Origin of the sequence: Synechocystis sp. FACHB-383, assembly GCF_014698605.1 — a bacterium.
Taxonomy (GTDB): domain Bacteria; phylum Cyanobacteriota; class Cyanobacteriia; order Cyanobacteriales; family Microcystaceae; genus Synechocystis; species Synechocystis salina.
Genome location: NZ_JACJTJ010000057.1, coordinates 69308 through 85615 on the forward strand (window position 1 = coordinate 69308; position 16308 = coordinate 85615).

Below are 16308 nucleotides of genomic sequence, written 5' to 3' on the forward strand. Positions count from 1 at the left end.
GTCTGGAAATTCTGTGATTTCCCTTTAAACTCGGCAATATTGGGAATTAAGGAAGTATCAAACGCCATCTAAGATCCTGGCCAGGACAAGAAGAAATTTAAATTTAAAAACTGAATTATTACTTAAGCAGGGCTTTTAACCCAATTAGGTGGGGGCTTAGGTTTTTCAGCCATTAATGCCACAAAACACCAGCGTGGTGTTCGGCAAATCATCGTTCAAAAATACTGTTTAGCTTCGTCTTTTTGTCCCATGGCCATTAACCTCTCAAATCGCCTTTCTGCCATTACCACCGATTCAGCAGGAACTAACCATGTTGTTTGGGTGGAAAATACCTCACTCTGGCACGCTGTCTATAACGTTAATTCTGGTACTTGGGAGAACGCCCAGGCGATCGCCAATGTGGGCAATCAATCCCTCACCAGTCTGAACTTGATTGCCAATGATAAGTTAATCCAACCCACCAGCGGAGAAAGTAGTGCCGCCCCAGCGCCGGGACTCGTGGTGGTTTATCAGCAGGGCAGTGGCAACGACAGCAATCTTTTTTACACCGCCGCTCGCTATAACTCCGGGGGCAGAACCCAATGGTTAGCTACTCCCCAAGCTCTAACCGCTGATTCCGTAGGAGATTTGGCCCCCAGGGCGATCGCCGAAGAAAATGGCACAGTGTTTGTGGTTGGGCAAAAAGTCAATGTTGAGAGTGCTAACAATCAAGGAATTCGGGAAGATACCGATCTTTATTATCAAAGTTTTACTGTTAATCAAAATCAATTTACCGGGAATGTCAATTTATTTACAGCGTCCGTTGGTAGCGTTAATCAGAGTAGTTCCTACAATTATCTAGGTCGTAATCTCAATGCCCCTGCGGCTAATTACACTGTCCTAAGCGAAGGGGAAGCAAACTTTCTTGGTAATAGACCTACTTATCAAGGATCGGGATTTAATTGGAACGCATCGAACGAATTTAATATTAATGCCCTTTCATTTCTCCTTGCGAAAAAATTAGGTAAAGAAGCTGATCAGGTTCTCAAACAAATGTTTGGCCCTATGATTCTTTCAATTTCTTTACAGGGTTCAGCGGGTAATAATCCTGAATGGAGTTTGTTTGGGGGAGGGGACGCAACGAATGGACGTTTATTACTAAATGCTCTGGCTACCATAGGCAGAAAACAAAGACGGGATATTGGTGATAACAACTGGAGAAGACAAGGCAGAGGAGCCCTAAGCGAAGGCTCCCAAGATGGTTTTGATCTCTCCTTTACCCTATCTTCCCTATACAGCTATGGCAACAGCAATGGTAGCTCTGGGGGAAAATCTCCCCTCTATGTTGAAACCGGGGGAGCACTGGCTAGTTTTGCTAGCAGTATTCCTCTATTTGGCTTTAACACAATAAAAGGCTCTCCTTTCAATTTCAATTTTGGTCTATTTTTTAATGCCGGTGTTGCTTTGCAATGGCAGGTGACTCCAAAAGATCCCAGCACCTATTCTCCCCTGCTGGCTCCCTATCTTGACCTGAGCGGAAATACTGATCGTTTATTAATCGTTGATGGTTTTTCTGATGCTGTACCGGGCTTTTCTGAATTAACAGCAGGTCTAGCATTACTTTCAAATTTGGAAGCGGCCTTTGCTTCCATTGATAAAAATAGTGATGTGGAGTTAGAGTCATTATTATTGGGAATTCCTGTTACCTTAGGGTTTGAAGGAACTCTTGAAATTCCCTATGTTTTAAAAATTTTTGGCTCCATTGGCTTCTTTGCTGATGGCACTTTTACCCTCAAAAAGGGTGGGCCATCTTCTATTACTGTTGGTATGCCCGTCAATTTGACTGTCAGCATCTTAGGTTTGATTAGCGGCAGAGTTGCAACTTTTATTACCGCAACCGAGACTTGGCCAGAATCTTCTGAAAATAGCCAAACTAATCTTCAGCTAGCGACCAATGGAGTTGCCAGTGTAGATGGTTCTCTCCTAACAATTAATCTTTCCCAATCCCTAGATCCTAATACCAATCTTATCCCCACGGAATTTACCGTTACAGTCACCAGTCCAGGCGGTCAAGTATCCACTATTCCTGTGTTTGGAGTTATTGTTCAAACGGATAGCCAAAGTAAAACTAGTCAGGTTGTTTTACGACTAGAAAAGGAAATTCCCTACACGACCCTGAATGACCAGCAATTTTCCAATGTTGTAGTTAATTACACGGGTAATCAACTAGGAAATTTTACTAGCAGTCCCGTCGCCATTAACTCTTCCAATACCCTGATTTATACTTATAATCCCACCGGGGGGACAGGCAGTAACTATACCCAAACCGATCAGCAGATTACCATTACTTTTAATGGTTCGTTAGACACAGATATTCTTGCTTTTGAAGATCAACTAGTTAACTGGTTTAGCATTACTGATTCTAATAACCAATCGGTGGATATTTCCACTGTTGCTGTCAACTCTAAAAGTATTGTTTTAACCCTTGCTTCTGGTTCAACCCTTGCTGTGGGAGAAAACTACACTGTTCAATATAATCCTGATCCAAACAGTTCCAACAAACTACAAACTGCCAGTCAAGAGGCGATCGCCGCTTTTACCGTTAGTAATGTCACCCCTCCCACCGCCAGAGGTTTAGTTAATAGCACCTTTGTCAGTATTGCCAATGTCCCGACCCAACCTGTACTTAGCAAGTTAACTAGTGATTTTGCCCAGGACAGTTCCCCCGCCTTAGCTCTTACCAGTCGGGGGGACATCTTATTAGCCTGGAGTAGTGACACTCCCCCCATTACCCCGATTTCTGTTTTAGCAGAGGGAGACTACCTGTATTTAGTCTTTGCCGATAACCTTAAAAATGATTTAGCCAATCCCCCCAGTAACGATCAATTTACGATTAAAACCATTGATGGTAATACCACTAATCCCACCAACATTTCCCTCTCAGAAAATACCGTTACTCTAACTATTCACAGTAGTGTTGATGTTAGTCAAATTGTCGAGGTTGGCTATAATTTAAGTAATGCAAGCCTGAGTTCAAATCTTTATCTCTCTGATGCCACTAATACTGAGTTTTGGGTTCCCAATTTCACCAGTACCGTTGAGTTTTCTAGTAGTATTACCAGTGCCCCTACTCCCCTACAAGGCTCGGTAATTTCTAAGCTGATTACCATTCCCTTTAATCAAACTTTAAATACCACCAACAATACTCCCAATGGCAGTCAATTTCAGGTCGTTGTCAATGGAAATACTGCTAATCCTATCAACGTTACTAATGTCACCGTTGTCGATACTTCTGTCACTCTGACATTAGAGACAATTATTGGACAAGGTCAATTGGTGTCCGTTACTTATACCCCTAACTCTAATGGTGTCAACAATCTAGTCAGCGATGCTAGCACTCCCCAGACTGTTCAACAATTTACAACCAACAATTTTTTAACTACCGCATCCAGTACAGGTACGGTTATTAAAACGGCCTTTTCTCCCTTTGGCGATAGTGGAATTTCTTCGATTACAACGATTCCTGGCACTAGCGGTATTAATTCCGATGTTGTTGCTACTCTGTACACCAATCCCACCACAAAAATAGCCCAAAATATTGTGGCTTGGGTCAATGTAGATAGTTCTGCTTTGGCACTGAAATCAATCCCGGGACAAAATTATAATGCCGATGAAGCAGAATTAATTAATACCGCCCTCAGTCAATCAGATATTTATTATTCTGTGCTTGGCTCCGACAATCAATGGAGTTTAGCTGCCCCCATCGTTTCTAACCAGGCTGGTCAAGATCAAAAAGTAACTTTAGGATCAGGGCCCAACGGTAGTTTATTGGCGGCTTGGTTAAATACTCAACTAGATAGCAACGGCAATCCTAATACCACTATTCAGGGAGCAACTTTTGATGGTACGCAGTGGATTGAATTAATAATACCAGACGGACAAAATTCGACTATTAAACCCAACAGCTTTAGTGAATTAAGCATTAGTGAGGTCAATGGGCAACCGGCGATTTTTTGGACAGAAAGTAAGCCTGCTTCCTACAGCAATTTGGTGTTAACAGAAAATCCCCTCATTTATCTAAGGTTGGGGGAACTAAACGGTACAACAGCTATTAATCAAGGTCAATTATCCTTGGCGGGGGATGGAACCTATGGATCTGGTGGTTATACCCTCGGCGAAGTTGGGGCTTTGGCAAATACCAATACCAATACGGGAGACTTTAACCCGGCGGTGTTATTCAATGGTGGCGGAGTCACCATTAATTCCCCGGTAGCTGTGCCAGTGCAGGGATTTTCCGTAGAGTTTTGGTTCAAACTACCAACGGCTGGGGGTCTGATTAATTTAGCTGATCTAGCAGGGGTATTTGACCTCAGTTTGAATGGGGAAACTTTAACGTTTGCTTTGAATAATGGTAGTAGTTCCCAAATCACCCAGACTATTACCTCTGGGAATTGGCATTATCTAGTGGGAACCTACGACCCTGTTAAAGAAATTCTTGCCCTTTATGTAGATGGGCAGTTAGCCGGTAGCTTAGAAAATATTGTTTTTGCTAATTTGCCCAAGTCGGGAACGTTAACTTTAGCGGGTAATGGTGGGCCAGTTTATCTGGATGAATTTGCCTTTTATAACTCGGTACTTTCCTATACTCCTACGAGTCCTAGCTCTGGTTCCCCCAGTGATAATTTACTGAGTTTAACCGGCAGTCAACTGGTGGACGGCGTTTTGGGAGTGAATGAAATTGGTGCTCGCTATGAAGCCCGCTTTTTTGAACCAGTAACGGCGGGGCCAGAAACCTATTACAGCGTCTGGGATAGTAACAGTAATAGTTGGCAAAACCCCACAGCCATTGATCCCATTGATGAAGTGATTCCCACCATTTTATCGGCAGCGAATAACCCGGTTTGGGACATTGTTTCCGCTAGTCCAGCTTCCAACGATAATGTTCAAATTTCCCCCAACGGTAATCCTGATACCATTTTTCAAGTTAATTTAACCGGACAACAGGGCCTTGAGATTGTTGGTGTTTCCGTTACCACAGCTAACAAACAACTTTGGAGTGTGGGTACAGATGGCAAGGAAAATCCCCTCGGTGGTTGGCAACTAGGGGTGGTTTTAGCAGAAAACGCAGATATTACAACGCCCCAGTTAGAGTTTATTTCCGGCGATCGCCTGCTCAATAGTCTTAATCCCACGTCTAGTTTTTCTCATCAGGTCATGGGGGCAACGGAAACCTTGACTATTTTTGTGGATACGGAGGGGAGTCCCCTCACTTCCTCTGCCACAGTTAATGTTTACCTCCAGGGGGAAAAAGACCCAGTTCAATTTAAGTCCCTTTCCCCTTTACCAAATAAGGGTGGCCCAGTGCCTACTAACGCTCTGGATTATTTAGGCAATCAGGTGTTGGGCATCGCCACGGTGAAAGAAGCAAATGATGCCTCCCTTTCCCTGGTGGACAGTGGTTTTGTGGTTAATACCGACAATCCGGCGATCGCCGCAGTTATGGCCAGTGGTTTTAGTAATGATGCTTTAGCTTATGTGGCGGTGGGCAATCGGGGTTACACCAGCCAGGGTAACTCGGTCAAAGGATCAATCCAAATTTTATTTGCCGGGGGTGATGTTTTAGGCCAGAAAACCACCAATGCGCTAACCACCACTGATTTATCCGGTAATCCTGACGGGGTACTAATTACGGGCATTAACGATACAGGGGATATTAACAACGATGTACCCATGGCTTTGGTAACGGGGGATGTGGATGGAGATAACATTGACGATTTGGTGATTGGTGATGCCAATGCCAATGGGGGAACGGGACGCATTTATGTGATTAAGGGAAGTTATCTCACAAGTCTCAACAATCAAAAGCAAATTATTGATCTGAGTAATGCCAGTCAGTGGACTAGCGATCAAGGTTTTGTGATTGATGGCATTGATGCCGGGGGCGGGGCCGGTTTTTCCGTGGCGATCGGCAATTTCACTGGTAATGGCCCCCAAATTGCCTTTGGTGCTCCCTTTGCCAAAAACAGTAACGGAGTGGCAGTGGGTAAGGTCTATCTCGTTTCCTCCAGCAATCCCAGCCAACTGTCTCCGCCGATTCACATTGGCTCAAGCTTTAGCCTGACCAATCCCCAAAATCCAGCCCAAACCGTCACCGTTGGGGAAACGGCGGGTTATAGCCTGGGAGTTTCTCGCCGTACGACTGGCGGGCCCCTTACTTTTACTAACAATGCCAACGACGATTTGTTTATTGGTTCTTCTACCTACGGGGTAACCATCAATAACCAATGGGTGGGCAAAAGTGCTTTACCGGCCGGCAATCAAGGCAATTATCCCGACACCACCACGATCGCCGCTGGGGCAGTCCATGTTTTTTCCCAACCCAGTGGTCAATCCTTTGGCAAAGTTGCTACCTACACCGGGCCCAATGTTCCCGCCGCTAATGGAGTAGGGGCCAACTATTTGGCCGGAGCGGCGATCGCCCTGGGGGACTTTACGGACTTGGATGGGGACGGTCAACAGGATCTAGCTATTTCAGCCTTAGGAGTTAATGGCAGTGCCGGGGCGGTCTATGTGCTCAGTGGGGGCAAGGCTGTGGCATCCAGCTCTGACCAAGCCCTCAACGAAGTCAGTCATCTGACCATCAATGGTGGCATTGCTGGGGGGAAAGCCGGGATGACCATCATGACTCCAGGGGATGTGAACGGCGATGGTTACCAGGATTTTTTAATTACCGCTCCCCAGTCCGGCAACGGCACAGGCCAGAGTTATTTATTGTTTGGCCCCTTGGATTTGTCCGAAGTGGGGCAACAATTTAACCTCAGTGTGACGGGTACTGACAGCAAAAATATTTTCTTGCTCAATGGCAGTCTGCCCAATCAACTGGCGGGGACAGCAGTAGTTAGCTTAGGCAATATCACAGCAAAAACTGGGCCCAATAACACTCCCATTGATAGCTTTTTGATCAGTGCCCCCAATGCCCAGCAGTTTTATGTGGTCTATGGTCATCCCTGGTTGGCCGCTGATGGCAGTATCAAACTCTCAGATATTGCCTCTGATAACGGCCTTGTTATTGATGGCAATCTGATTAATAGTCCCTTAACCAATCGTTTTAGCAATTCCCTCGATAATTCCCCATCGAAAACATCCCCTGCACTCATTGCAAATAATGGCACGCTCTATTTGGCTTATACCGACAGTAGCGGACAGATTCATTTCACCAGTAGCACCAATGATGGCCAAACTTGGGGTCAAGCCGTGTCGTTACCTAGTAATGTACAAACCGCATTTACGCCGTCAATCGCTTTTTATAAGGATGTTTTGTACTTGGCCTATGTCGATGCCGCTAAGGGGTTATACGTCGCCAGTAGCACAGATAATGGCGAAACCTGGAATAGTCCCTATCAGCTAGGTGGACTCTCTTCAACCGCTCCCACCTTAGTGGTGTACCAAGATAGTCTGTTTTTCTTTTTTACGGCAGATAACTCTACTTCTAGTATCCTTTACTTTTACTCCGATAACTCTAATTCTAATGCCCAAAATCCTCTGACATCAGCAGATTGGATCTATAGCAATCAAATCGTTGGCGGTAACTACTCAACTAGTAGCGATATGAGCGCCACGGTCTTAGATAATACGCTCTATTTGGCACTTACTGGAGGACAAATTGGTAATCCGACCAATCCTCCCTCTATCTATATTGTTTCTGGTACTGGTAATGATTTAGCCAATCTAACTTGGAGTGATTATGAAGTTGACAATATCAGTCCCGCTAACCAAACACCAGGTTTAACCACTGATGGCGAAACTCTCTATTTAAGCTATACAAATGATAGTGATGGCAACATCAATGTAATCACCTCCACGGATGGAAACAATTCCAATAATTGGACTCCTTCCCAGACGATCGTCGGTTTACCTCGTCAAATTCTTCCCGTTTTAGCTACAGCGGCTAACCAACTTTATTTTGCCTATGCCGGAGAAAGCCAAGGCGTTTATGTAACCGAGTCTCCCCTTCCCTATGTGGATAGCATTGTTGATAACGGTCGCTTGGTTCAGTTTTTAGGGGATATAAACGGTGATGGCTTTGCAGATATTTTTTCTGGGGGGAATAATGCCGGAGCAATTATTTTTGGCAATAGCACCCAGGATTTACTCACAGCAGCTAGTGGTAGTGACGACTTAGTCATTTCGGTTCCCGATGCCAATCTGGAAGAAGTGATTAGCTTGGGAGATTTCAACGGTGATGGTTTCCAGGATGTCGGAATTCTCGCTAATAACGGTAATTTCTATGTTGTTCTAGGCAATACTAATCTGGGAGATTTAAAAACATTAAGTATTACTCCTAGTACCGCGCCTGTGGTTATCAGCCAGGTGGGGGGCATAACCAAATCCATGGCCATTGGCGACTATAACGGGGATGGCTATGATGATGTCTTGCTGTGGGGAGATAACGGCAATCAGGTAGCCTGGGGTAACGCCCCTGGTAGTCTAAACAATTTTACCAAGATTGATTATACCGAAACCCAAACGTCCGCCACAGGGGTTGATCTCAATGGTGATGGAATCCCAGAAATTGCCATTGGCAGTGACCAGAGAAAAATAGCGGGACAAATTTCCACTGCTGGCACTTTTTCCCTGTTGCCCAACCCCACCAACGCTTCGGTGATTGATACCCTGGCCGGGGCTAATCAATTGGTGAATATTGGTGACTTTAACGGTGATGGCATTGCCGACTTGGCTGTACTAGCTTCTAACTACTATGCCGCAGCCCTTGGCAGTCCCCTGAACTTAAACCAGGCTGGCAATCAAGGAGGTGTTTTCATTTATTACGGCTCACTTCAGGGGTTAACTAACAGTTCCCAACCCGATGTCATCCTCGCGGCGCCGTTCACAACGGTGAGTAACCAACAAAGTCCCTTTTTCTTATCTGAAATTGCCCAAGCTGGAGATGTGAATGGGGATGGCTTTGATGATCTGTTAATTAGTTCCCCCTTTACAGTGACGGCCAATGATGATCAGGGCAGTGTGTTCGTTGTATTCGGCGGCAATACTTGGAGCAATCAGCCCTTTGATTTAGGGCAACTCGGCGCTAATCAAAATCAAAGTAGTAGCTTCTATGGTTTTCTAGTCAATGGTTTACCCGATGCCCAGGCCGGATTTGCCATTAGTGGCGGCAGTGATGTGAATGGGGATGGCTTTGACGATGTGGTGATAGGCGCTCCGGGCAATTATGAAAGTCAACTTTCCCAAAACACTGTCATTGGGGATGACAAAGGGCGAATTTGGTACAACGGTCAACAAATCAATAGCGGGAATAGCGATCCTGCCGTGATTTCGATGGTCGTGCAAGAGAATGCCAGTGGTGTGCCCCAAGTTGTGGTGGGGTTAGTCAACGGCGAAGTGTGGTGGTACAAAGGCTCGAGTTGGTCACAATTGGGCATCTCCCCCCTGACCGATGGGCCTTGGCCAGTGATTCAAATGGCGGTGCAGTGGAATGGCAATAACCCCCCCCAGGTGGTGATCTGCGGTTCCTATGGCTGTTATTACTACGATGGAACAAATTGGTTATCGAACCCGCTAATTTCAGTAGACTTTGATGAACCCCTCATCAGTCAATTAGCGGTGCAGTGGAATCCTGATCGGAATGTGCAACCCCAAATTGTCGTGGGGCAGGGGCCAGGAACTGAAGGGCCCCAAAGTCAAGTGCAATATTACAACGGCGCCAATTCGTCCTTGCAGACCCTGGAATACAACAACGGAAGTGATTCAAATGACCCTGCTTATCCCATAACCCATATGGCGGTGCTATGGCAGGCCAATGGCAATCCTCAGATTGTTACCGCCGTTGGCGATGATGGCGGTGTTCGCTACTATAACGGCTCAAGCTGGACATACCTGGAAAATCCCAAGCCAGGCTGGAGTTCTCCTGTCACCCAACTATCGGTGCAATGGAGCACTGAGGGACAGCCCCAGGTCTTAGTTAGTCTTAAAAATGGCGCAGTTTTCTACTACGACGGCCAAGGTTTTTCCAACCTCCGCTCCGTGGGTGGGCCCCCTATTAGCCAAATGGCGGTGCAATGGAATAGTGACGGTACGCCCCAAGTGGTGATCGCTTTTGGGGATAAGGGAGGGGTTGAATATTACAACGGCTCAAGTTGGATCACCGTTGCGGATAACAATCCTGGCTGGAGTTCTCCTGTCACCCAGATGTCAGTGCAATGGGGAAGGGATGGGCAACCCGATATTGTGGTGGGTTTAAAAAACGGAGTGGCGATCGCCTTACCCTATAACGGTTCAGGTTGGGATCAAAATGGCATTGCTGGTGTAGGGACAGCCATTAACCAATTGACTAGCCTCTGGAGCGAGACCTTCGTTAATTCTGGCAATGGCGACAATTTGAGTTATGTCCTGTTTGGCAGTGATTTTAACGACACGGTTAATCAGACGGGAACCATCGGCGATGATGTGATGCTGGGCAGTCCCACTGGGGAAAGTTTTCTGGCTGGGCAAGGGGATGATCAGATTTACACCAAGGGTGGTTTAGATGTAGTTTATGCCGGCCCCGGCGATGATTGGGTTGCCGTGAGTGATACCTATTTTCGGCGGCTGGATGGGGGCACAGGGTTTGATATTTTGGCTTTGCAGGGCTACAACGGCCAGAATTGGGATATTACTACCCTTTCCCCTGGACTGCGATTACAGAATTTTGAAACCATTGATATTCGGGATTATGGAGCGAATCAGTTAACCCTTAATTCCCTAACGGTGACTAATTTATCCAGCAATAATACCCTCGTTGTTTTGATGGATGAAAGCGGTGATAGTTTGCAATTGAGCGGTGATTTTAGTGCCGATGGAACGATTTATCAGTATGGGCAAAGATTTTATCAGTATAAATCTAATAATTCAGCGGCTGTTGTATTAGTCAATCAACCAACAACCCCTAGTTTTACTGCTCCAAGCCAGAATCAACCGCAACCCATTTTACCCAGTGGTGCTGGGGTGGGCAATGGTAATATTTTGACTAACGGCAATCAAGGTTTAACAAATTTTTCTGACCCCAATCTTCCCACCAAATTATTTGTTTCTAGTCCTATCGCTACCGAAGTTGGGGAAGCAGTGGATTTTGTTATTGAACGGACGGGAAATCTAGACAAGTACGTTTTAATTGGTTACCTAGCCCAGGACATAGATGGCAAGGCCGGTAATCGCTATTTACCAGTGGCAGGACAGCTAATATTTAACCCAGGGGAAACCAGTAAAACAGTCACAGTTCAAATTCCCAATGATGGTATTTACACTGGCGATCGCCAATTTGGGTTATTAGTTTCTTTGTTAGATGAAGGTTCAGAGTTAGGGGGCTGGAGCCAAGAGTTTTCCCTCGCTGCCGATGGCAATGGTTCCCAGATCCGCCGTTGGAATTATCTGGCAGGGGACTTGGAAAACAGCTTAATGGGAGGCATAGTCAACTTTTCCACCACCACCAATGATGGTCATATCCAAGCTGATATCAATGTCAGTGGCATCGGGGAATTTAATGACTTTTTTAGCTATAACCCCCTCACGGGAAGTTATGAATCCCTAATGTCTAACAATGTGACTGGGGCTAAATTTAGTTATCTAGATGATGAAAGTAGTCCCCATGGAGTCAAGCTTGAGCTTCTCGATGGCGATCGGGGAGATGCCGACGGCGTAAGCAATGGCCTGGTGGAAACAAAAGGTTATTTGGGTCGTACCATTCCAGGTTTAATTACCAACGATAACCGAGTTTTTTGGGCTCCCACCAATGCCGATGGCCAGGTACAACTAAGGTTAATTAGCAGTGCTGACCAAAACTATGAACTGGGCTGGATTGTGGTTGATGATCAAAACGGCACAATCAATGGCTTGCAACCTAACGATCCAGGCTATGAAACTGCGGCCCTCGCTCGTAAGCAAATTATTTTTCAGGATCAAGATAGTTCATCTAATAACTCCCTTACCCGTACCCTGGCCCAGGAAAGTTTTACCAATCCCTTAGAGCTGGCCAAAACCGAAGAGCAATTTTTTGGAAGTTTGGAAAACTCAAACCTAGAAGCTAATCGTTACTATATGCTCTACAGCCAACAGGGAGGCAAAACAACTTTTTCCATTAATACTTCCCCCACCGTCGAAACCGATAGTCGGGGTTATCATCAATTGAGCTTTGATGGCATCACTGCTGAAATTAGCTCCAAAACTTTGGTTGTACTAGGGATTTTAAATCAAACCGTTGCCGTCGAAGCCTCCATTAGTCGTGCTGGAGTCTATGACAATGCCATTGCCCTCTACCAAGTGGATAGCTTAACTGGGGGATTAGACATTAATGGCGATCGCCAAATTGATCTCAAACCAGGGGATATGGGTTACCTCCAGGCCGCTTTAGGTCGAGCCCAAAATCCCCTCACCGGAGTAAGTTTAACGGCACCAGATAGTTTCTTTGGCACAACAAAACAAACCATTAACCTATTAGGCAACAATATGTATGGCATGGTGATTATTCCCAACGCCACCATTGCAGAGGTGCTGAACCAAAATCCCGGTAATGATCCCAATCTTGGCCCCGTTGCTCTTTTCTCTTTTAATGAGGCTAATCCCGGTAGTATTAGTCAAATGTCCCGTCTTGGTAGTAACCTTTTTGGTTTTGAAGATATAGTCGGGGGCGGCGATCAGGACTACAATGATGTGATTTTGCAATTTAGTTTTCCAACTTCTATAGCCATGAATTAGAATTTCAATAGAAAATTTGATCGCCGTTCAATTTTTGGCTTGAAAACCCCATGAACTAGTTTGTCGGCAAAATCTTAAATTTTGTGTCACAAGGGGGAGAATTTGACTTAGTAGATTATTTTAGGTAATTTTTCTGAGGTGTTGATGCTAGAATTGTGGCAAGCGAAAACGGCCTTTGATTCTGCTTGTTGAGCGGGTAGAACGGCGTCTAAAAATTCGGTAATTTCTCCTTAAATTCCGCAATGTGGGGGATTAGGGCAGTTTACGTCGCCATTTAAGACCCTGGCCAAGACGGGAGCAAATTTAAACTAAAAAACTGAATTATTACTTAAGCACGGCTTTCAACCCAATCAGGTGAGGGCTTAGGTTTTTCAGTCATTTATTGCAAAACACCAACATGGAATTCTGCAAATTATTGTCCAAAAATGCCGTTTAACTTCGTCTTTTTTTTTCATGGCCATTAACTTCTCAAATCGACTTTCTGCGATCACTACGGATTCGGCGGGGGTAACCCATATTGTCTGGGTGGAAGATGCCACGCTCTTTCACGCAACTTACAACGACAATTCTGCAACCTGGATCAATGAAACGGCGATCGCCAATGTCGGCTCTCAAAAAATCGTCAGTTTAAACTTAATTGCCAACGATAAGCTCATTGATGATTCCGGCACAGGGTTGCCAGGATTAGCGGTGGTTTATCAGCAGGGGAGCGAAAATGAAAGCAATATTTTCTACACGGCAGCTCAATATAATGCTAGTGGTCAAGCGCAATGGTTGGATAAGCCCCAGGCCCTAACTGCTGATCAAGTGGGGGATCTAGAACCCAGGGCGATCGCCAAAGATGACGGCACGGTATTTGTGGTAGGGCAAAAAGTTAATACTGAAAATGCTCAAAACCAGGGCATTCGGGAAGATACGGACTTATACTACCAATCCTTTAGGGTTAATCGTAGTCAATTTACAACGACACCAAGTTCTCCTCCCTCATCAGAGAAGGGAACGTTAGCGAGGAATGTATCTGGCTATTCTGGTCAAAATTCTGCTGTTGCCGCTTCTTACTCTGTTTTAAGTGATTCTGAAGTAGAAGCCTTAGCGAAAAAAGCGTTTCAAGGGCAAGGCTTGAATTGGAATGCATCAACTAACTTCAGTCCTAGTGCCTTGGAATTCATTTTCACTAGGGGGAAAAGTAAAAAAGTACAAAAAGCTCTCAAAAATACCTTCGGTTTCTCCCTAGATATTGCCTTGCAGGGGTCAAACTGGAATAATCCTAACTGGAGTTTATTTGGAGGTGGTGTCTCCACCGAAGGTAAGCTCTTGCTCAATGCAGTTGCAGCCCTTAGTTTTAATAAACCATTTAAAGAGAAATCCTCATTCCAGAAAAAGACAAGAGAAGATCAAAATAATGCATTTAATTCTTCGCTTACTTTATCTTCTTTATATAGTTTTGGCAATAAGCAAGGTTCGAGCGGACAGTATCCCCTTGAGCTTGAAACAGGTAGCTTAGCCGTATCCTTTGACTTTACTTTCCCAATTTTTGGTACAAATTTTAGTCTTAGTAAAGATGTAGATGTACTTAAAGCCAATCTGGTTAGTATCAATTCTTTTCTCGATGCCGGCATTGCTGTTCAGTGGCAATTAAAACCAAAAAATCCCGACACCTATCGCAACATTTTATTCCCCTTTACTGATTCTAAGTTAAGCGAAAAAGGATTATTAATTGCCGATTCGTTTGGACCTGCTTTTCCCGGCTTTTCTCAAGTTGTTGCTGTTGAAGCTCTTCTGGCCAATCTAATTTCTGCTTTTGAGTCAATTGATAACAGCGGTCCACTATCCTTGGAATCATTGCTAATTGCCATACCAATAGAAGGGGGTGTTGAGGCAAGCGTTGATATTCCTTATATTTTCAAGTTAACTGGTTCGGTGGGAGTTTTTCTAGACGGAACCTTTCGCATCGAAGGATCATCTGATTTTCCCAAAAATACTTTTACCCTCGGACTTCCCTGGAGTCTCAAAGTTCAGGCTCTAGGACTCCTCAATGCCGAATTCAGAGGTTTTCCCACCTGGACTTGGCCAGAATCTTCGTCTCAAAGTCTAACCCTCAATCCTTCCTTAACGTCATCAGCTTCCGAAACGGAACCCAGTGTTCAGGGAGCTTTACTAACTATCCCCTTTGCTAGTCCTTTAAGTCCTAATCTCATCCTCAATCCAGAAGAATTTACAGTTCAGGTTAAAAATGCCAAAGGAGAACCCTCAACGATTCCCATATTTGATGTCATCGTCCAAAATAATACTGTAATTCTTCGTTTAGAAAGTTCCATTCCCTACCAAAGCCTTAATGATCAGCCCCTGACGGACAATATTACCGTGAGCTATAGCGGTAATCAGCTTGACGGTTTTAAAGAAAGTAATGTTGTCAATAATTCCGCCCAAACTTTGGTTTATACCTATGACCCAACCAGTGGCAATGGTAATAATTATACCAATACCAATCAACAAATAACCATCGCCTTTAATACACCGTTAAACACCGATATTGTTCCCGATGCGAGCCAATTTATCGTAAAAGACAGTGATGGAAGCACCATTAATTTAATTTCTCCTAATCAAAACGGACAACAATCCATTTATGTTAATAAAAATAGTGTTGTTCTAACCTTAGCTCAGACCATTCCCCAGGGAGAAAACTATACCGTACAATATACGCCGATCCAAGGAGGAAGCGATAATCTAGAAAGTGCAGGTAATAAAGATATTGCTTCTTTTACCATTAGCAATGCCAATTCTTCGACGACCGCAGGTGATGTCAATAATACCTTTATCAGTTCAGGAAATATTAATCAGGTTCTGAGCAAGATAGACAATGACTTTACCCAAGATAGCTCTCCGGCCTTAGCCCTCACTAGTGAAGGAGATATTCTGCTCAGTTGGAGTAGTGATGCTCCCAATTTATTACCCATTTCTGCTTTGGCCCAAGGAAGCAATATTTATCTGACCTTTGGGGAAAACTTAGCCAACAATCAAGGAAATTATCTCAACCCAGAAGCGGATCAATTTGTCGTCACCATTGACGGTGTTACTCAATCATTTGATCAGAAAGAGCCTCCAAATGTGGAAGGTAACACGCTGGTTCTAACCTTAGCCCAGCCAATTGCGGCCAATGCAACAACGGTTTCTGTTAGTTATAACTTAGTGGCATCGAACGGGAATGATAGTAGCAATCTGGCGTATATTGATCTAACTGGGACAACATTTTGGTTAGAGAAATTCGCCGATTTATCAGTTGATTTAATTAATGATGCCAGCGCACCAACGGTATTAGACTTAGACGTTAATGGTGATACTTATAATGGCTACGGCTTTAATCAAACCATTGTTATTCCTTTCGATCAAGAATTATCGTTTACTTCGGAAAATGATCAACTCCCCAGTAATGACTTTAGTGTATCAATCAATGGCAAAGGTGTTGGTATTCTTCAGGCAATTATCAATGAAACATCGGTTGTCCTGACCTTAGACAATTCCATTCAAATCGGTCAAGGCAATCTTGTTTCAATAACTTACAAATCAGATCCTGACAACCCA

Annotated in this window: 2 protein-coding genes; both read left to right on the forward strand. The window is 44.6% G+C overall.

Features of this window, described 5'->3' with window-relative positions:
- Positions 1–249 precede the first annotated feature (249 nt).
- Complete coding sequence (locus H6G45_RS17625) at positions 250–12726, forward strand: SwmB domain-containing protein (RefSeq protein ID WP_190599694.1); 12477 nt, start codon at positions 250–252, stop codon at positions 12724–12726.
- Between the two features lie 453 nt (positions 12727–13179).
- On the forward strand, positions 13180–16308 hold a 3129-nt coding region (locus H6G45_RS17630), incomplete at its 3' end, for a SwmB domain-containing protein (RefSeq protein ID WP_277922738.1).